At 70.2% G+C, this 20,918-nt stretch carries 11 protein-coding genes; 10 read left to right on the forward strand and 1 reads right to left on the reverse strand.

Annotated elements, in window-relative coordinates:
* Positions 1-4 precede the first annotated feature (4 nt).
* The 10 genes from ABZ818_RS25390 to ABZ818_RS25435 all read left to right on the forward strand — a co-directional run bounded on the left by ABZ818_RS25390 (position 5) and on the right by ABZ818_RS25435 (position 17,461).
* Positions 5-5,803 (forward strand): SDR family NAD(P)-dependent oxidoreductase, encoded by a 5,799-nt coding sequence (locus tag ABZ818_RS25390; protein ID WP_361418893.1) that lies wholly within the window; start codon positions 5-7, stop codon positions 5,801-5,803.
* Positions 5,800-6,543, forward strand: coding sequence for a 3-oxoacyl-ACP reductase FabG (gene fabG / locus ABZ818_RS25395; protein WP_361418896.1), 744 nt, complete (start codon positions 5,800-5,802; stop codon positions 6,541-6,543). The genes ABZ818_RS25390 and fabG overlap by 4 nt, the downstream gene beginning before the upstream one ends.
* 63 nt (positions 6,544-6,606) lie before the next feature.
* Positions 6,607-7,815, forward strand: a complete 1,209-nt coding sequence (locus ABZ818_RS25400) for a cytochrome P450 (RefSeq protein WP_361418899.1) — start codon at positions 6,607-6,609, stop codon at positions 7,813-7,815.
* A 66-nt stretch (positions 7,816-7,881) separates the two neighbouring features.
* Positions 7,882-8,085, forward strand: coding sequence for a ferredoxin (locus ABZ818_RS25405; RefSeq protein ID WP_361418902.1), 204 nt, complete (start codon positions 7,882-7,884; stop codon positions 8,083-8,085).
* 133 nt (positions 8,086-8,218) lie between these two features.
* The gene (locus ABZ818_RS25410) at positions 8,219-8,998 is read left to right on the forward strand and encodes an alpha/beta fold hydrolase (protein ID WP_361418905.1); all 780 of its coding nucleotides are present in this window, start codon (positions 8,219-8,221) and stop codon (positions 8,996-8,998) included.
* Between the two features lie 412 nt (positions 8,999-9,410).
* Positions 9,411-10,373, forward strand: a complete 963-nt coding sequence (locus tag ABZ818_RS25415) for a beta-ketoacyl-ACP synthase 3 (RefSeq protein WP_361418953.1) — start codon at positions 9,411-9,413, stop codon at positions 10,371-10,373.
* A 184-nt stretch (positions 10,374-10,557) separates the two neighbouring features.
* Positions 10,558-10,974, forward strand: a complete 417-nt coding sequence (locus ABZ818_RS25420) for a hypothetical protein (RefSeq protein ID WP_361418908.1) — start codon at positions 10,558-10,560, stop codon at positions 10,972-10,974.
* A complete protein-coding gene (locus tag ABZ818_RS25425) occupies positions 10,971-12,554 on the forward strand; it encodes a multicopper oxidase domain-containing protein (protein WP_361418911.1) in 1,584 nt (527 codons plus the stop codon). The genes ABZ818_RS25420 and ABZ818_RS25425 overlap by 4 nt, the downstream gene beginning before the upstream one ends.
* Positions 12,555-12,858: 304 nt before the next feature.
* Positions 12,859-15,036: an MMPL family transporter gene (locus ABZ818_RS25430; protein ID WP_361418914.1), complete on the forward strand. Its 2,178-nt coding sequence runs from the start codon at positions 12,859-12,861 to the stop codon at positions 15,034-15,036.
* 364 nt (positions 15,037-15,400) lie between these two features.
* The gene (locus ABZ818_RS25435; RefSeq protein WP_361418917.1) at positions 15,401-17,461 is read left to right on the forward strand and encodes a LuxR C-terminal-related transcriptional regulator; all 2,061 of its coding nucleotides are present in this window, start codon (positions 15,401-15,403) and stop codon (positions 17,459-17,461) included.
* Positions 17,462-17,650: 189 nt separating this feature from the next.
* Here ABZ818_RS25435 and ABZ818_RS25440 read toward each other — a convergent pair whose 3' ends face one another.
* Positions 17,651-20,428 carry a BREX system ATP-binding domain-containing protein gene (locus tag ABZ818_RS25440; RefSeq protein ID WP_361418920.1) on the reverse strand — a complete coding sequence of 926 codons (2,778 nt, stop codon included), beginning with the start codon at positions 20,426-20,428 and terminating at the stop codon, positions 17,651-17,653.
* Positions 20,429-20,918: the final 490 nt, after the last annotated feature.

Raw genomic sequence — 20,918 nt, forward strand, 5'->3', positions numbered from 1 at the left:
CGAAGTGTCACAGCCACGACAGGACCAGGACCAGGCACCCGGCCAGGACCAGGGCCAGGACCTCGACCGCGTCGCCATCATCGGCATGGCCGGCCGCTTCCCCGGCGCCGGCGACGTGGAGGCCTTCTGGGCCAACCTCGAACAGGGCCGCGAAGGCATCACCGCCCTCTCCGACGAGGAAATGGCCGGTTCCGGCGTCGACCCGGCGCTCCTGGACCGCGACGGCTACGTCAAGGCACGGGGCGCACTGGACGGCGCGGACCTGTTCGACGAGGGCTTCTTCGGCTACAGCCCCCGCGAGGCCGAACTCCTCGACCCCCAGCACCGGGTCTTCCTCGAATGCGCCTGGCACGCCCTGGAGTCCGCCGGCGTCGACCCGGCCCGCTTCGAGGGCCGCATCGGCGTCTTCGCCGGCGCCGGCCTCAACACGTACCTGCTGTTCAACCTCATGAACAACCAGCGGGTCCTGGACGCGTCCGGCATGTACCAGGTGATGCTCGCCTCGGACAAGGACTTCCTGGCCACCCGCGCCGCCTACAAGCTGGACCTGAAGGGCCCGGCGGTCACCGTCCAGACCGCCTGCTCCACCTCGCTGACCGCCGTGCACCTGGCCAGTCAGAGCCTCATCAACGGCGAGTGCGACATCGCCCTGGCCGGCGGCGTGGCCGTGACGTCCCCGCTGCGTGGCGGCTACCAGTACGAACCCGGCGGCATCCTCTCCCCGGACGGCACCTGCCGTGCCTTCGACGCCGACGCCGCCGGCACCGTACCGGGCAACGGCGTCGGCGTCGTCGTGCTGCGCCGCCTCGCCGACGCCCGGGCCGACGGCGACAGCGTCGACGCGGTCATCCTCGCCACCGCCGTCAACAACGACGGCTCCCTCAAGGCCGGTTACACCGCGCCGAGCGTCGACGGCCAGGCCGAGGTCGTCGCCGAGGCCCTGGCACTGGCCGACGTCGACCCGGCCACCGTCGGCTACGTGGAGACCCACGGCACCGGTACCCCCCTCGGCGACCCCATCGAGATCGCCGCCCTCACCCGCGCCTACCGCGCCGGCACGGACGGCAAGGGCTACTGCGCCATCGGCTCGGTCAAGAGCAACGTCGGCCACCTCGACGCCGCCGCCGGCGTCACCGGCCTGATCAAGGCGGCCCTCGCCCTCAAGCACGAGGCCATCCCGCCGACCCTGCACTGCGAGCGGCCCAACCCCGGCCTCGAGCTGGACACCAGCCCGTTCTACGTCAACACCGAACTGCGCGCCTGGCCGCGCAAGGAGCAGCCCCGCCGGGCCGGCGTCAGCTCCTTCGGCATCGGCGGCACGAACGTCCACGTCGTCCTGGAAGAGGCTCCCGCCGACGAGCCGGACGATCCCGCCGACGGCGACCGGGGGAGCGGCGCCTCCACGGCCGAGCCCCCGGCCCGGCTGCTGCCGCTGTCCGCGAAGTCCGCGCCCGCGCTCGCCGAGGCCGCCGAGCGCCTGGCCGACCACCTCGAAGCCGACCCGGACACGCCGCTCGACGCCGTCGCCCACACCCTGGCCCGCCGCCGGGCCCGGTTCCCCCACCGCGGCGCCGTCGCCGCCCGTACCACCGAGGAAGCCGTCGGCGCGCTGCGCCGGCTCGCGCAGACCCCGTCCTCCACCGCCGCGCCCGACGCCGCCCCGGTCGCGTTCCTCTTCCCCGGGCAGGGCGCCCAGTACCCTGGCATGGCCCGCGGCCTGTACGCCCGCGAACCCGTCTTCGCCGCCGAGTTCGACCGCTGCGCCGACCTGCTCGTCCCGCACCTGGGTGAGGACCTGCGCGCCCTCGTCCTCGGCCCGGACGACCCGCAGGCCGCGGAGGAGGCCGCCGAGCGGCTGCGGCAGACCCGTATCGCCCAGCCCGCGCTGTTCAGCGTGGAGTACGCCCTGGCCCGGCTGTGGCAGTCCTGGGGCGTCCAGCCGCGCGCCATGGCCGGCCACAGCGTCGGCGAGTACGTCGCCGCCTGCCTGGCGGGTGTGTTCTCCCTGGAGGACGCCGTACGCCTCGTCGCCGTCCGCGGCCGTCTGGTCCAGGAGATGCCGCACGGCGCCATGCTCAGCGTCTTCCTCCCCGAGGAGGAGACCACCGCCCGGCTCGGAGACGGCCTGGCGCTGGCCGCCGTCAACTCCACCGCGCTCACCGTGGTCTCGGGCACCCCGGAGGCCGTCGACGCGCTCGAACAGCGGCTGGGGGACGAGGGCGTGGGCTGCCGCCGCCTGCACACCTCGCACGCCTTCCACTCGCCCGACATGGACGCCGCCGTCACCCCCTTCACCGACGAGGTCCGCACCGTCGCCCTGCACCCCCCGGCGATCCCGTTCCTGTCGAACGTCACCGGCACCTGGATCACCGACGAGCAGGCCACCAGCCCCGACTACTGGGGCAGCCATCTGCGCCGGCCGGTACGGTTCCGCGACGCCCTCGACGTCCTGCTCGCCGACCCCGTCCTCGTCCCGCTCGAGGTCGGCCCCGGCCAGAACCTCACCAACTTCGCCCGCGCCCACCAGGCCTGGACCCCGGGCCGCACCGCCGCCGGATCCCTGCGGCACCCCGGCGACCACACCCCCGACGACGCACACCTGCTGGCGGGCCTCGGCGCCGTGTGGAGCGCGGGCGCGGAGGTCGACTGGGCCGCCGTCCAGGGCCCGGACCGGCACCGCCCGGTACGGCTGCCCGGCTACGCCTTCCAGCGCCGCCGCTACTGGGTCGAGCCCGCCGAGCAGCCCCGTGGCACGGCACCCGCCGTCACCACCGCGGACGGCTGGTTCTACACCCCCGGGTGGCAGCGGCTCACCCTCCCCGCCCGTGGCACGGTCCCGGCCACGGGCGACACCTGGGTGGTCCTCGGCGCCGGCCTCGCCCTCGGCGACACCCTCGCCGACCGCCTGGCGGCCACCGGCGACCGCGTCGTGCGCGTCACCGCGGGCGAGGCCATGGCCGGCGAGGGCGACGACACCTGGACCCTCGACCCCGCCGACCGGGACCACCTGTCCGCGTTCGTGGCGTCCCTGGCCGAGCCCCTCGCCGCGGCCGGGGACGGACAGCGCTTCCGCTTCGTCCATCTGTGGAGCACCGCCGAGGACCCCGCGGACGGCCTGCCGCCCACCCGCGAACGCCTGGACGCCGCCCGCCGCACCGGCTTCGACAGCCTGCTCGCCCTCGCCCAGGCCCTCGGCGCCGAACGGCTGCCCGCCCCGGTCACCGTCGACGTGCTCTGCCGCGGCGTGTACGACGTGACCGGCGACGAACCGCTGCGGCCCGAACAGGCCCTCCTGCTCGGCGCGGCCACCGTCATCCCCCAGGAGACCGCCGACACCGCCTGCCGCGTCCTGGACGTCACCGGCACCGACCCGGCCGGCCCGAGCGAGAACGCGGTCCGCGCCCTGTTCACCGCCCTCACCGACACCGGCACGGACACAGGACCCGAACTCGCCCTGCGCGGGCGCCACTGGTGGGCGCGCGGCTTCGACCGGACGGACCGGATCGACCGGGCCGCCCTCGGCGGCGGCGACCGCACCGGACTGCGCGACGGCGGCGTCTACCTCGTCACCGGCGGCCTCGGCGGCATCGGACTGGCCATGGCCGAGCACATCGCGGCCGCCGCCGACGGCCCGGTCCTCGGCCTGCTGGGCCGCTCCGCGTTCCCGCCGCCCGCCGACTGGGACGCGCATCTCGCCGGCCACGACGACAACGACCCCACCAGCACCCGCATCCGGCGGCTGCGGCACCTCGAGTCCCTCGGTGCCCGCGTCGTCCTGCTGCGCGCCGACGTCACCGACGAGGAGCAGACGCAGCGGGCCGTAGCCGACCTGCGCGCGGCGGCCGGCCCCCTCAACGGCGTCGTCCACGCCGCCGGCCTGCCCTCCCAGGGCATGATCGTCACCAAGTCCCCGGCCGACGCCGGCCAGGTCCTCGCCGCCAAGACCCACGGTCTGCTCGTCCTCGACCAGGCCTGCCGCGAGGACGACCTGGACTTCATGCTGCTGTGCTCCTCCGTGACCGCCGTCCTCGGCGGCCCCGGCCAGAGCGACTACGCCGCCGCCAACGCCTTCCTCGACGCGTGGGCGCAGTACAGGCGCCGCGAGACCGGGCTGCCCGTCACCGCCGTCGGCTGGGACACCTGGCAGGACGTCGGCATGGCCGCCGGCCTCGGCTCCCGGTTCGGCGCCGACACCGGCACCCCGCTGAGCGGCCACCCCCTCCTGCGGCGCCTGGTCCGCTCCACGCCCACCTCCCGTACGTACGCCACGGTCCTCAGCACCGACGAGAGCTGGATCGTCGGCGACCACCGCATCCAGGACCACGGCCTCGTACCGGGCACCGCCTACCTCGAACTGATCCGGGCCGCCGTCGCCGAGCAGGCCGCCGGGCGGGACATCGAGATCAGCGACGTGCAGTACCTGATCCCCGTCGTGGTCCCCGACGGGCAGACCCGGGAGGTCTTCACCACCGTCGAGGAACGCGACGGCCGGTGGCACTTCGCCGTGCAGAGCCGCACCGGCGCGCCCGGGGCCGTGACCTGGACCGACCACGCGCGCGGCATGGTCGACTTCCACGAGCCGGAGCCGGACACCGTACGCGACCTGGACGAACTCCTCGCCGGCTGCGAGGTGAAGGAGGTCCTCGACACCGAGGAGGCCATCACGCTCGGGCTCCGTCTGGACCGGTTCCAGAAGGGCGGCCCGATCGAGTTCTCCTTCGGACCGCGCTGGAAGTGCATGCGCGAGATCCAGGTCGGCCCGAAGCGGGTGATGGCCACGCTCCAGCTCGACGAGGAGTACCACGGCGACCTCGACCACTACCTGCTGCACCCGGCGCTGCTCGACGCGGCCGGCGGCACCGCCCGTGTCCACGCACCCGACACCTACTACCTGCCGTTCAGCTACCGCAGCCTGCGCGTCCTCCACGGCCTGACCGGCACCCTCCACGCCTATGTCGAGGTGAAGGAGACCGCGGACTCCGCGGGGGAGACCAGCACCTGCGACATCGAGATCCTCGACCCGGACGGCCGGCTCCTGGTCCGGATCGGCGACTTCACCATCAAACGGATCAACGACCCGGAGAGCCTGCGCGACCAGATAGCGCGCGCCGCCGAGCCGCCCGGGCATGACCAGGACGAGGAGCACTCGGACGAGCCGGCCGGCGCCGGCATCCTGCGCACCCTCGCCGAAGGCATCACAGAGCAGCAGGGCAAGGACGTCTTCGCCCGCCTGCTCGCCGCCTCCGACCTCCCCGGCCATCTCGTCGTCTCCCACCGCGACTTCTCCGCCGTGCGCGACCTGGCCCGCTCCCTGACTCCCGCGCTGCTCGCGCAGGAGATGGACCAGTTCGCCCCGCCCGGTGGCACCCACCCGCGCCCGGACCTGGCCACGCCCTACGTCGCCCCCCGCACCGCCCGCGAACAGGACGTCGCCGAGATCTGGCAGGAGATCCTGGGTGTGGACCGGGTCGGCGTCGACGACGACTTCTTCGCCCTCGGCGGCCACTCGCTGGCCGCGGTTCAGATCGGCACCCGCCTCAAGAACCGCCTCGGCGTGGAACTCGACCTGCGGGCATTCTTCGAACAGCCCACCGTCGCGCACACCGCCGACCTGCTGGACGCCGGGCCCCGCCCCGGAACCCGGGCCCGTCCCGAGGACGCCATCGAGGTCCTCAGCCGCGACGAACCGGAGCCGGATCCCGACCTGGATGTGCTCGAGGGTCTCTCCGACGACGAAGTGGAGGCACAACTGCGCGAACTGCTCGGGGCGGACGCCGGCGAACACGAGGAGGGAGAGCGATGAATCAGGACGCCCCGGTGGCGCTCGTGGCGGGCGGCTCACGCGGGATCGGCCGCGCCGTCGCGCTGCGGCTCGCCCGGGACGGCTTCGACGTGGCGGTGTGCTACGCCTCCGACACGGCCGCCGCGCAGAGCCTTGAGAAGGAGATCGGCGCTCTGGGCCGGCGGACGTACATCCGCCGGACCGATGTCGGCGACAGCGTCGCGGTGGAGGGACTGGTCGACGGGATCGAGAACGCCCTCGGTCCGGTCGAGGCGGTGGTCACCTCGGCCGCCGTGCTGCGTGACGGTCCGCTGTCGCTGATGGAGGACGACGACTGGACCGACGTGCTGCGCGTCAATCTCGACGGCGTCTACTACGTCTGCCGGACGGTCATCAACGGCATGATCGAGCGCAGGCGGGGAGCGATCGTGACGATGTCGTCCATCGCCGGTCTGCACGGCAACGCCGGACAGACCAACTACGCCGCGTCCAAGGCCGGGATCATCGGTTTCACCAAGTCCCTGGCCCGCGAGGTCGGCCGGTACGGCATACGGGCGAACGTGGTCGCACCCGGCTTCGTCGCCACCGATCCGGTGATGGACCTGCCCGCGGACCTGCGGGAGCGGTTCCGGCAGCGCATCCCCCTGGGGCGGTTCGGGGAGCCGCACGAGGTCGCCGACCTGGTCTCGTTCCTGGTCTCGGACCGGGCCGCGTACATCACCGGCACCACCTTCCAGATCGACGGCGGCGTGTCCGCCTGACTCCGCGCGGACGAACGCCGTTCGCCTGTCCAGCTCAACCCGACACAACAGCAAGGGCTCGTAATGACGGATATGGTCTGCCCCTTCAGCAACGGTCTGCCCACCCACCGGGAGCGCCCGCTCGACCCGCCGGAGATCTTCGGCGAGCTGCGCTCCGACCAGCCCATCGCGCCGATGGTCTTCCCCGACGGCCACCAGGGCTGGGTGGTCACCGAGTACGACCTGGTCCGGGAGATACTCACCGACTCGCGCTTCAGCTCGCAGGCCGCCCTGAAGCACCTCGCCTTCCCCTCCAACCGGGCGATGGGCTTCGACTTCGAGAAGGACCTGCCGCCCGGCCAGTTCGAGCACATGGACCCGCCGGAGCACACCCGCTACCGCAAGCTGCTCACCGCGGACTTCACTCTGCGCCGTATGAAGCAGCTGGTGCCCCGGATCGAGGAGATCGCGGCCGAGCGGGTGGCGGCGATGCGCCGGCAGGGCCCGCCGGCGGACCTGGTGCACGACTTCTCCATCCCGATGTCGTCGCAGGTGATCTGCGAGCTGCTGGGCATCCCGGCCGAGGAGCAGGACCGCTTCGAAGCAGACTCCGGCAAGCTGCTCAACCTCAACACCGCGCCCGAGGAGGTCATGGGCGCTGTGGGCAACCTCGTCGGCCTGCTCGGCCGGCTCGCAGCCCAGAAGATGGCCGAACCGGCTGACGACCTGATCAGCAGGCTGGTGACCAGCGGTGAGGTCAACGAGGCCGAGCTGATGGGCATGTTGTTGCTGCTGCTGGTCGCCGGACACGAGACCACGGCGAACATGCTCTCCCTCGGTACCTACACGCTGCTGCGCGAGCCGGAGCAGCTCGCCAAGCTGCGCGCCGACGAGAGCCTCATCGAGGGCGCGGTGGAGGAGCTGCTGCGCTTCCTGACGATCGTGCACATCGGGGTGCAGCGCATTCCGACCGAGGACGTCGAGATCCGTGGCGTCCCGGTCAAGGCCGGCCAGGCCGTGCTGCTCCACCTGCCCAGCGCCAACCGCGACCCCGGCCGCTTCCCCGACCCCGACCGGCTCGACGTCACCCGCCGCGCCATCGGACACCTGACCTTCAGTCACGGCATCCACCAGTGCCTGGGCCAGCAACTCGCCCGCCTGGAGCTGCGGGTCGGCTACACCACGCTGCTGCGCGAGTTCCCCGACCTGCGGCTCGCGGTGCCGGTGGAGGAGATCCCGATGCGCGACAACATGACGATCTACGGCGTGCACAAGCTGCCCGTGGAGTGGTGACCAGCGGCCGGCGCATCCTGCCCACCCGGACCTGACGCCGACGACGACAGCCACAGCACAGAGGATGTGACCTTGCGAATCCAGACCGACACCCAGCGCTGCGTCGGCGCGGGCATGTGCGCGCTGACCGCCCCCGATCTCTTCGACCAGTCCGATCACGACGGGACCGTCGTCCTGCTCGAGGCCGGCCTGTCCGGGCAGGGCGCCGACGAAGCCGCACGGGCAGCGGTGGAGCGCTGCCCGTCGGGTGCGCTGACCCTGTCCGACTGACCGCCTCCGGCGGAGCCCGTGGTCGTGCGTGCACGCCGTGCCCGCCGCCTATGCCGGCCCGCGGCACCGGCCGCGGGGAGCGGGCGGCGGGGCGGGCCCGGCGAACCACAGTGAAACGAAGGAGAAGCACACCGTGCGCAACCCATGGTTTGTCCGGGGAGAGCCGCAGGACCAGCCCGGCGTCCGACTCTTCTGCCTCCCGTACGCGGGCGGCAGCGCGGCGGCGTACCGGGCATGGCCCGAACTGGCCCCCGATTCCGTGCACGTGTACCCGCTGGAGCTCCCCGGCCGCGGCGGCCGCTGGGGCGAGACCCCGGTCAGCAGGCTGGCGCTGCTGGTCGAAATGCTGGCCGACGCCCTCGCGGGGTACCTGGACCGGCCCTACGCGCTGTTCGGCCACAGCATGGGCGGCCTGCTCGCCTTCGAACTCGCCAGGACCGTGCGCGACCGGGGCCTGCTCCAGCCTGCGCACCTGTTCGTCTCCGGCGCGGCGGCCCCCGACCTGCCGCGCACCCGGCAGCCGGTCCATGCGGCGTCGGACACCGACGTGCTGGAGGAGCTGCGCTTCCTCGGCGGCACGCCGACCGAGGTCCTGAACGACCCCGCACTGATGGAGCTGGTACTGCCCACGCTGCGCGCGGACTTCTCGATGCTGGAGACCTACCGGTACCAGGCGCGGCCGCCGCTCGCGATACCCATGACCGTGTTGGGCGGCGACGCCGACCACCTGGTGGCGAGCGAGGAACTGCACCGGTGGCAGCGGCAGACCGGCGCCGCCTCCCGGCTGGTCGTCCTTCCCGGCGATCACTTCTTCCTGCACCCGGCGGCGCCCGACGTGATGACGGTGATCGCCGACGCGCTGGTTCCGGTGATACCGGAAGCCGTTCCCAGCCCGCCGGGAAACGCGGCGTGACCGGTCTGCCCGCTCGCGCACCCCGGCAGGTGTCGTCATGAGCGTCCCGGAGGGAACCGGAAGCGGCCCGGACACCGGCGCGGGCCCGACAGCCCCGGACGGACAGCCGTTTCCCCCCGAGCCCCCCGGAGCTGGGCGACGCACCCCGATCCCCCGCAGCCCGGCGACGCCGCCGGCCCCGGCCCCGGGGCAGCCGCTGGCTCGTGCAGCCGGCGCTGCGGCGGCGCGGCACACGGCGGGTCCGCATCGCCCAGGTGGGCACCGTGCCGGCGGGTGTCGCCGTCGGGTGCCGCCGTCAGGTCGTCGCTGTGCGTCGTCTTCCTGCCCAGCCTCCTGCGGCACCGTGATCGCCGACGCCCGCAGGCCCCCGCTTCCCGGAACGTGACCCTCTGGAGGACTCGTGGCCGCCACCATTCCCGGCACCCGGATACTCTCGATCGCCCACCATCAGCCGACCCGCGTGCTCACCAACGACGACCTCGCCGCGATGGTCGACACCTCCGACGAGTGGATCAGGTCCCGCGTCGGCATCGCCACCCGCCGCATCGCCGCCGAGGACGAGAGCGTCGCCGACATGGCGACCAGCGCCGCCGCCAAGGCCGTCGCCCGGGCCGGTGCGGACGCCGCCGACATTGATCTGGTGATCGTCGCGACCTGCACCGCCGTGGACCGCATGCCCAGCATCGCCGCCCGTGTCGCCCGCCGCCTGGAGATCCCCGCCGCAGCCGTCTTCGACCTCAACGCCGCCTGCGCCGGCTTCAGTTACGCGCTCGCCACCGCCGATCTGGCCTTACGCGGCGGCAGCAGCCGTACCGCGCTGGTCATCGGCGCGGACAAGATGAGCGACTTCCTCGACTGGCAGGACCGCTCCACCTGCGTCATCTTCGGTGACGGCGCCGGCGCGGCGGTCGTCGCGGCCACCGAGGGCGCCGAACCCGACGGCATCGGCCCCGTGGTGTGGGGATCCCAGCCGCAGCGCGGCTCGGCCATCACGCTGGAGACCTCCGGTCCGGCCGGCCCGCCCGCCCTCTTCCGGCAGGACGGACGCATCGTCTACCGCTGGGCGCTGACCTCCCTCGCTCCGGTCGCCCGCCAGGCCTGCGAGCGGGCCGGGGTCGCCGTGGCCGACCTGGCCGCGGTCGTCACCCACCAGGCCAACCTGCGGATCATCGAGGCCGTGACCCAGCAGATCGGCGCCGGCCGCGCGATCGTCGCGCGCGACGTCGTCGACTCCGGCAACACCTCCGCAGCCAGTGTCCCCCTCGCCCTGTCCAAGCTCGCAGAACGCGGTGAGGTCCCCAGCGGCGCCCCCGTCCTCCTGCTCGGCTTCGGCGCGGGCCTGTCGTACGCGGCCCAGGTGGTCGGCTGTCCCTGACACCCGCTTGGCCGCCGGACGGTCCGGGGGAGCTTCCGCGTGTACTACGCACGAAGTACCGCGTCCGCGGTAGCGGGACCGACAGAATGTCTTCATCTGTACGGCGACGCGGGCGAGCTGGATGACGAGCATGTACGGCAAGGTTCAATGACTCCATCGATCGACAACGCGCTGAGGTATCCGTATGTCACTACGTCGTTCCCTACTCGGCCTGCGCACGACCGTATTGCTCCTGTCCGTGCTGCTCATCGCACAAGTCGCGCTGGCCGGCGGCTTCCTGGGCGGGCACTTCGGCATGCTGGAGATGCACGGCGGGCTGGCCCGCGGGATCGTGGGCGTGGCCCTGCTGGTGGTCGTGGCCGCCTTCCTGGTGCGCCGGGCGGGCGGGCCGTCGTCGGTCCTCGGCACCTCGGCCCTGCTGTTGATCGCGCTCCTCGGCCAGGTGGTGCTCGGCGTGATGCACAGCGTGGCCGGCCACGTCGTGCTCGGGGTGCTGATCGTGGCAGCCGCCGCGGTGCTCTCCCAGCGTGTGATGACCACTCCGCTGCCGCCGGGCAACTCCTCCGGTACGCCGGACCGTGACTCGGAGCTGGTCGCGTGAGACGGCGTACCTTCCTGGGCGCGGGCGGCGCCGTGCTCGGCGTGGGAGCCGTGGCACTGGCGGGCCGGCCCCTGCTGGGCTCGTACTTCAGTGAGGGCAAGCCCGGCGAACTGCTCAGCAGCACGGCGAAACTGCCCGCGCCCTACCAGGTGCCCCTGCCCGTGCCTGCGGTGCTGAAGCCCGCCTCCACCAGCGGCACCACGGACACCTACGACATCACCCAGCGTGTGGCCGAGCTGGAGATCCTGCCCGGTCTGCGGACGAAGGCCTGGACCTACGGCGGCACGTTCCCGGGGCCCACCGTCGTCTCCCGCTCCGGGCGGCGCACGGTGGTCCGGCACCGCAACGAGCTGAACCAGCCCGTCGTCGTGCACCTGCACGGCGGACACACCCCGGCGGCGAGCGACGGTTATCCGACCTCGCTCATCCTGCCCGCCGACGGCTCCTACGACGCCCACCGCGCCGCCATGGACATGGCCGGCGGCAAGCACGGCATGTCCATGGACCACAGCGCGATGGACCTGGCCGAGGGCGTACGGAGTTACACCTATCCGCTCGAGCAGCGCGCGGCGACGCTCTGGTACCACGACCACCGCATGGGCTACACCGGCGCGAGCGTGTGGATGGGGCTGGCCGGGTTCCATCTCGTCCATGACGACGAGGAGGAGCGGCTGCCGCTGCCGAGCGGCGAGCGGGACATTCCGCTGATGATCACGGACCGGTCCTTCGCGGAGGACGGATCGTTCCGTTACCCCATGGTGGATCCGGGATTTCACGCTCCGGGCGTCACCGATGCCTACATGAACGGCGTGCTGGGTGACGTGGTGCTGGTCAACGGAGCACCCTGGCCGGTGCACGAGGTGCAGCGGCTGCGCTATCGCCTGCGGCTCCTCAACGCCTCCAACGCCCGCCTCTACAAACTGGAGCTGGATCCCCAGCCCGAGGGCGGGGACGCCTTCGTGCAGATCGGCAGCGACGGCGGGCTGCTGTCCTCGCCCCGCCCCCATGACGCGTTGGAGATCGCACCCGGCGAACGCTTCGACGTCGTCGTCGATTTCTCCCGGTACCGCCCGGGCACCAAGGTGCGTCTGCTGAACCGCTTCGGAGACGGCACGACCGCCGAGGTGATGCGCTTCGACGTGGGACCGGGCTCGCCCAAGGACGACACGACGGTGCCGGAGAAGCTCGGCGAGGTGGCCGCCCTGGACCCCGGCCGGGCCACGGTCACCCGGGACTTCTACTTCCGGGGCTCGGTCAAGGGCTGGACCATCAACGACCTGGAATACAAGCCGGGTCGGGCGCTGGCCAGGCCCAAGCTGGGACAGACCGAGGTGTGGCGGTTCACCACCAACTTCCACCACCCGGTCCATCTCCACCTCAACCACTTCCAGGTGGTCTCGCGGAACAACAAGGGGCTGGGGGCGTACGACCACGGCTGGAAGGACACCGTGGACCTGCGTCCGGCCGAGGCCGTCGAAGTGGCCGTCCGCTTCACGGACTACACCGGGCCGTTCATGCTCCACTGCCACAACCTGGAGCACGAGGACATGGCCATGATGGGCGACTTCGTCACCGAGTAGGACCCCTGCACCGGACGGCCGGCTGCCACACCCGACGGGCCGAGGCAGCCGGCCGCCGCGTGTCCGGACCGCCGTGTGCCCTGAATGCCCGTCAGAGCGAAGCAGGCCCGGCCGGCCCGCGTCGTCCCGAACCGCACCCGCAGAGCACGGGACGGGTCCGGGGGAGCTTCCTCGTGTACTACGCACGAAGTACCGCGTCCGCGGTAGCGGGACGGACAGAGTGTCTTCATCTGTACGGCGACGCGGGCGAGCTCGATGACAAGCATGGAATGCAAGGCTCAATGACTCGATCGAGGAGAAGATGATGCCAACCGAGACGCCCCGTACGGACGGAGCGCTGGCGGGGCTGGCCCGCTTCTGTTACCGACGTCGGCGCCTGGTCCTGCTGACCTGGATCGTCGGCGTCATCGCCGTTGCGTTCGTCGGCTTCCGTTTCGGAGCCGCCTCCGACAACGGATACACCGGTGGCGGCTCCGACTCCGCCAAGGCGCAGGCGCTGATCGAGAAGCACTTCCCCGAACGGCAGGGGGACACGCTGACGCTCGCGATCAAGGCGGAGAAGGGCATCGACGACCCCGCCGCCCGGCAGACGATCGAGAAGGTCATCGCCGATCTGGACGCCTCACCCGTCACCGGACCGGTGACCTCGCCGTACGATGACCCGGCTCTGGTGACGAAGGATCGTCATATCGCCCGTACGACCATCCCCCTGACCGACAAGGACGTGAAGAAGGACGACGTCAAGCCTCTGGTGACCACCGTCAAGGACGCGTCCGGCGACGGCGTGACGCTGGGGCTGGGCGGGGACAAGGCGGAGAAGGCCGAGACACCCCCGCAGGGATCCACCGAGAGCGTGGGCGTCCTGGCGGCAGCGGTGATCCTGTTCATCGCCTTCGGGTCGCTGGTGGCCATGGGCCTGCCGATCGTGACCGGAGTGATGGCGGTCCTCGGCGGCATCGCCCTGATGAAGCTCGTCGGGCACCTGGTTCCCTCGCCGGACTTCACCGTGCTCGTCGCCGCGCTGATCGGGCTCGGTGTCGGCATCGACTACGCACTGTTCATCCTGACCCGCTACAAGGACAGCCTGCAGAACGGGGACGACCCCGAGACCGCCACGGTCAAGGCCATCACCACCGCCGGCCACGCGGTCCTGTTCGCCGGCACGACCGTGATGATCGCGCTGCTGGGCCTGATCGCCATGGGCCAGAAGATGATGACCGGCGTGGCCATCGGCGCGTCGGTGACCGTGCTCGTGACCATGGTCGCCGCGGTGACCCTGCTGCCGGCCTTCCTCGGCTTCACCGGACACAAAATCAACTCGCTGAGCCTGCCCCGCCGCACCTCCCGCCGGAGCGGAGCCGACGGCGTCCCGTCGCGGGAGCGCCGTACCCTCGCCGAGCGCTGGGCCGGCGTGGTGCAGCGCAGGCCGCTGGTCGCCGCGGTCCTGGCCGGCGCGAGCCTGCTGGTGCTGGCCGCCCCCGCGCTGTCGATGCGGCTGAGCCTGCCCGACGCCAGCGTCCAGCCTCACGACCGGAGCAGCTACACCTCGTACAGGATCCTCTCCGAGGGCTTCGGCCCCGGCTACGGCGCACCGCTGATCTTCGCCACCGAGGTCGGCTCCAAGGGCGCCGATCTGAGCGGCGTCATCCAGGCGGTCGGCACGACCGAGGGCGTCGCCTACGCAACGCCGCCCCAGGTCAGCAAGGACAAGCAGGCCGCCCTCTTCATGGCCTTCCCCAAGACCGGATACCAGGACGAGGCGACCAGGAACCTGGTGCACAAGCTCCGCGACGACGTGCTGCCCCAGGCGTCCGGCGGTGCAGGGGTCTACGTCGGCGGCCCGAACGCCGGCGCCATCGACTTCGCCGAGGACACCAGCTCGCACCTGCCCCTGATGATCGGGGTCGTCATCGCGCTGTCCCTGGTGCTGCTGCTCGTGCTGGTCCGGTCGGTCACGATCGCACTGCAGGCGGCCGTGATGAACCTGCTGTCGATCGGCGCCGCCTACGGCGTGCTGGTCGCGATCGTCCAGTGGGGATGGCTGGGCTCGGCCCTCGGTTTCCCCACCGAGATGCCGATCACGACCTGGGTACCGATGATCATGTTCCCGCTCCTGTTCGGTCTGTCGATGGACTACGAGGTCTTCCTGATCTCGCGGATCCGTGAGGAGTACGAACGCATCGGCGACACCCGGGTGGCCGTCGCTCGCGGGCTGGCGCGGACCGCCAAGGTCATCACGGCCGCGGCCGCCATCATGATCGCCGTCTTCACGACCGCCCTGCTCGGACCGGACGTCTCGATCAAGCAGACCGGTCTGGCCATGGCCGTCGCCGTGCTCGTCGACGCCACCATCATCCGGATGGTCCTCGTCCCCGCGGTGATGGAACTGTGCGGCAACGCCAACTGGTGGATGCCCGGACGCCGGGCACCGAAGACGACCTCTGCGTCCTCGGCGGAGGTCGGGGAAGAGGCGACGGTCTGACCCTTCGAAGAGGCCGCGGTCCGGCCCTTCGTCGCGGAGTGCGGGGAACCCGGGCGGGTTCCCCGCACTTCTTGTCCCGTAAACCGCCTAGATCTACGGCTCTCCGTAAAGATCCAGGTGATGTGTCATGAATCCACCACGAAGGTGGACTTACTCCGCGCTTACCCGCCAGTAAACATATCGGTGGTGATGCCGACTAAAGGATGGGATCTATCCCGGGGCATCGCGGCGTGCTAAAGTGCAAAACCGCAGTTCACCGTACGTTCGATACAATCGGAGCGATTCGCCTTTTTATGCCGACTGAAAAGGTTCGGTAGGAAATACGCGAGGTTTCAACGCGCTGGGCAATATACGGGGGGAAGCCATGGCTGATGATGGCATTGCGCGGTTTGGTCGGGTTATGGCGGCGAGACCGATGCCGGAGAATCAGAAGTCGGAAGCCATATCTGACGCAGCCATACCTGACGCTGCACATGTCGCCAAGGGACTAATGTCGGGGCCGTTGCACGAGGATGTCGGCGAACAGATCTTGCGGGACGTCCTCGGGGCTGACGTATCTCACGAATTGATCGACTTCGCAGCCGGCGCCGGCGGAAATCCTGGTCTGCTTGCCGAACTTGCCCTGGGGCTGGTCGAGGAGGGGCTTGTAGAGGAACGCAACGGAACGTTTCAACTGCCTGCACGACGGGTTCCGCGTCGCGTTCTGGAATTTGTGATGTGTCAGTTGAGCGATCTGAGCGTGAACTGTCAGCAGTTCCTGAGGGTCGCAGCAGTATTGGGCAGATCATTTGTGCTGGAGGATGTGTCCAGAATGCTGGACCGATCCCCGGCCACTCTGCTCCTGCCGCTGGACGAGGCAATGGCCTCGGGAATCGTCGTCGCCACCGCCGATCAACTCGCGTTCCAGAGCGATTTCCACTTGCGAGGGGTCATCGAGTCCATCCCGGCTCCCGCGCGGGGCGCATTGCTGCGTGAGGCGATGGGTCTGTCCGGAAGACACGCACAGGTGCACGATCAGCACCTTTGGGTGACCGAGCGTCTGGCTGAACCAGGCAATTCCGTCGAAGAGGAAGCCGGCGGATCATGCTCAAGGGCCCACAGCCTGATAATGAACGGGGATGCGGCAGCCGGAATACATGTCGCGCAACGCATTCTCTCCAGTTCGAGTATTTCGACCTCGGCCCGGCTCGATGCGGAGGCATCTTTAATTCTCGGTTACTTCCTGCTTGGCAAGGAGCAGGCCGAGAAGGTCTCTCAGGGGATTCTGCGGGAACGTGGGACCGGGCAGGGCGACGTCGCCGCGTTGATGGCGCTGACAGCACTCTCCAACATGCGCTGGCGTGCCGGGGAATTGGCTGAAGGTCTTAGCTTGGGTCGTACTGCGGTGCGATTCAGTGATAATGCTGATCCGGTTTGGCGTCTTCATTTCCAGCTCGCGCTGGCCGGAAAACTCTCAAACCTTCGTGAGTTCGACAAGGCTGAATCGCTGATCAATAGCGCGGAAGCCGGCCTGCGTGGTCTGTCCGCACAGGTCTGGACGGCTGCGCCCGCGGCCATGCGATCTCGGTTGTTCCTCCAAGCCGGACGATTAGGAGAAGCTCGCCGGCAGGCTGAGTCGGCGACTGCCGCAGTGGAACGGGATGCTGTTCCCATGCTCCGGCCCCTCGCGTTCTCCGTGCTCAGTACCGTCTCCTTCTACATGGGAGACCTGCCCGCAGCCCTTGAGTACCTGAAGCAGACGCAAAGCGACCTGGCGAGCGGCCAGGCGGTGCTCGACTCCGCGCAGTACGCCTGGGCGGAAACACGTATCACCGCCAAGACGGAAGGACCTCAGGCGGCTGTCCGGCTGCTGTCCGACAAGTACGGCCACCTGCCGACGCGGCGAAGTCTGTACATCGAGGACCCGAGTGCTGCCGCATTCCTGGTCCGCCTTGCGCGCGACGTGGGTGACACCAGTCTTGAGCGCAGCGTTCTCGATACAGTCGACGGGCTCGCAGGGGACAACCCTGGGATTCCGCTCATCGGCCTCACTGCCATGCACGCGAACGCGCTGGCTGACAGTGATCCGGCTGCGCTGGCGCTCGTCATCGCCCAGTCGCCGGACTCGGTCTCAGTGGCTCTGGCGACAGAGGAACTCGCCAAACTCTATGCGGCAAAAGCTCCGGCAAAGGGACGGCAGACCACTCTGGCTTACTCCGAACAAGCCGTCTCACAGGATGCCACTCGCTGGTCCGCTCTCTCCGCCATGGAGCGACGCATCGCATATCTAGTGAGCGACGGGCTGACGAACCGCCAGATAGCCAACCGAGTCCATCTGTCGGCGCACACGGTAAACTATCATCTCAGGAAGGTCTACAGGAAGTTGGGCATCAAAACCCGCGTCGAACTGGCGCGCGGAGCTGCAGCCCACTCGGCCAGAGATTAATGTCATGTTCATGATTACGTCCGTCTGTCGACGGGTGGAGGCGGTGGCGCGTGACCGGCCAGGTCCTCGGACGGTCGAGCGAGATGTCTCCCCTCTCGACGGACCATGGCCCTGGCCCGACGCTCCGTGCGTGTTCGCGGGCACTGACTACACCCCGGATCAGCCCCGCATGCCTCCACCGCGGCCGGATCAGCCGGCGGACCCGGGCTGATGCGCGGCGGCCATGACAGGTGGTGGGAAGGTCTCGTGCGCGATGAAGTGCTTGGTCAGTTCGACGCGACTGTTGATGTCGAGCTTCGAGAACACGCGCCGGAGATGGCTGTCGACGGTGTGGGGCGACAGGAACAGTATGTTCGCCGCTTCTCTGTTGGTTCTGCCGTCGACGATCGCCCGTACGACGCGAAGCTCCGCACTCGTGAGGCTTTCCCAACCCGACTTGGGCCGGTCGGCACCCAGCCGGCGTACGTGGTGCACGCCGAGACGACGCAGATTGTTCTGCACTCGGGCCGCGTCGTGCTGCGCACCGCAATCCAGATAGAGATCCAGGGCGGACTCGAGGAGTCGAACTGTTCGGCTCTTGTCCCGCAGGCTCTGTCCCACCCGTGCCGCGTCCTCGAGTGCGCTGCCCGCCGCCGACGGGCGTCCGGCGAGCCGATGGAGTTCCGCGGCGCGGAGCAGAGCAACCGGGTCGTTGCGCAGAACGCCCTCAGCGTGCTCGGCGCCAGCCGTCAACGACTGCACGGCCGGGTTGCGCTGGGCGATTCGCCGGGCGAACTCGGCCGCCCGTTCCGCCTCCGCGCCGAGTCCCGCCTGCCTGGCCTCGCGTACGAGCATCGCCGCCGCTGTCGGCGCTTCGGAGAAGAGCAGCGGGTCGGGTGTGACCTGCCCCTCGACGTTGATCAGCGTCTGGACCATCATCGCCGGACGCCCACTGGCCGCGTGGAACTGCGCGAGCGCCCAGTTCAGGCCGGCCCTGTCAACTGCCGCGTCACCGGTCACCAGCCGTTCGGTCATGCGCAACTGGTCGCTGGCGGTGGCGAGATCGCCATGGTGCATGCTGCTGATACGGGCCAGGACCAGGCGCGCGGGTACGGAGTCCTCCGGTGCCGACCGCTCCACCAGACGAAGCGCGTTCTCGGCTTCGGCACGCGCTTCCTCGAGCCGGCCTGCCGCTGCCAGGAGTTCCGCGCGGTGGCCGTACCACAAAGGCTCCCACGAGGTCCCGCAGAGCTTCTCCGCCTCCTGTTTGACGGCGGCCAGGACGGCTGTCGCCTCCTCGAACTGATCGGCAGCGACGAGGGCCCGGACCATCCACGTCCACAGCGGGCGTTCGCATGCGTCGCAGTACGGCGACGCCGCCGGCTGCCCACGCCGCGGTGCCGGGACCGCGCTGGGAACGCCGCTCATGTGCTGCGCGGTGTCCGCGAGCGCCCGGTTCAGCTTGGCACGGTCCATCTCATGGATGTCCGGCCGCGCCAGCGTTCGCCGAAGAAGCCCGGCCGCCGTGCTGTGACAGTCGGCGTCCCGCAGTCCTTGCCCCACTTCGAGCACCAGCCGCGCCTCGGCCGCCGCCTCGGCACCCGGGCGCAGGGCGATGTCCGCGAGGCGGCCGGCTTCGGCGCCCCGCCCCGCCCCGGCGAGGAGCCGCAGCGCACGTGTCAGCGTCCGCGGTGCTCCGTCGGAAAGACTCTCCAGAGTCGAGACGGCCGCAGCCGCCAGAGCGTCGCAGCCGCATTCAGGCGACTTCGGGTGCGGTGAAGTGGAGGGTGTCACGACCGGTGGCACAAGGCCTGGCCCTTCGGGACGGGCGTTCGCCACGCCGGTCAGGAAATGGCGCACCCCAGGAGCCGGCGACGGCCTGCCGCCGGGCTGCGCCTGAAGATCCCCGCCGGCCGTGCCAGGGTCGATCGCGGGTAGGGCTGCCGGCACGGCCGAAGGCGCTGCGGCGGAAACGGCCGCGGGGGGTTGCCACTTACGGAACGCGGCATGCGGAAGCGCTTCTCCGATCACCTCGTGGGTGAACGTCAGCCCCCTGCGATCCCTTCGCAGCAGGCCCAGGCGCACCGCCACGTCGGCATCGGAGGACAGATCGGAGGCCGGCTCACCGATCAGGGCCGCCGCCTCCTCGACCGTGAACGTGTGGCCGATCCTGCTGCCCTCCAGGAGCAGACGCCGAACCGCGGGTGACAACTCGTCCAGCAGGCGGCCCACAGCGGTCAGGACGCCTTCGGGCAGACGCTCGGCCACCACCGAAGCCGTGCCGTCCACGATGACCACCTGTCCTGCTTGGACGAGCGCGCCGAACACGCGCTTCACCAGCCACGGGTTACCGCCGCAGCGAGCCGCCCAGCCGAGCACGGACGCGTCCGGTTTGGCGCCGAGGATGCCGGTGCACAACTCGGCCACCGCCTCATTGTCCAGCGCCCCCAGGTGAACCCGCACTGCGGCGTGGTCGATCAGCCAGTCGACGGCGTGCTGGGCGAGCGACCGGGCGGGAACCGGCCGACGCGCGAGCAGCCACATCACCGGTGATGAGGTGAGCGACTGCACCAGCCCCCGGAGGGCCAGAGCGCTGACATCGTCGATCCGCTGGGCATCGTCCAGAACAATCATGAGGGGATGCCTGCGTGTCGCGTTCTCGACCAGTTCACCAATACGATCCATCAACCAGAAGGGATTTCTGTCCGGGCGTGCCAGGTCATCGAAATCGGCTTCATCGGACATCACGTGTCGCAAGAAATTGATCAGTAAGTGAATGGGGACCGGCTGATCGGTCCCACTTGCTCGTCCCGCGACCACGGTCAGGCCGCGTTCAGTGCCCTCCCGGGCCGTGGCCTTCAACAGGTGAGTCTTGCCTGTGCCGAACGGCCCCTCGACGATGACACAACTGCCAGAGCCCTGCGAAGTGGCGTCCAAATGGCTGTCCAACGCGGACAGTGTGTGTTCACGCCCTACCAGTGGATTCATGATCACCCCCGTGTCGCTCCGGAGAATCGTCACAGCATGCCATGGACATGGCAGCCTATGGTCGGCGAGCGCCAAGTGACGGTCAACGAGCACCGGCGTGACGGTATCGGCAGCTCCGGAGCGGTCCGCTGAACCGTCCGGGCCCCTGCGTCCCCACGCGGCCGCCCTCTTCGGGCTCGACCGGTGCCGTCTTCCGCGCGGGCGGGCCCAACGTGCCGGCCGGCCGTGGCCGGGCCGTGTCCCGTCGGGCGTATCGCGGCGTTCAACTGTCCGGACTGGGTCAGTTGAACACCCGGCGTTGAAACAGACGTCACTTCTGTGGCGCGATCCAGTCGCTGCGAAGCAGCAGAATAGCTTGAAGGCGCCTTTTGCGGGATCCGCGGCGGTGTGGCGTGAATACTTGCAGGAGTCGGCACTACTCGCGCGAGTAGTGGGCAGGGCGGCGCATCGAGATTACTGTCGTGCCGTCGATTCGATGTCGAGTAGCGCG

Origin of the sequence: Streptomyces sp. NPDC047453 (assembly GCF_040643155.1) — a bacterium.
GTDB lineage: Bacteria > Actinomycetota > Actinomycetes > Streptomycetales > Streptomycetaceae > Streptomyces.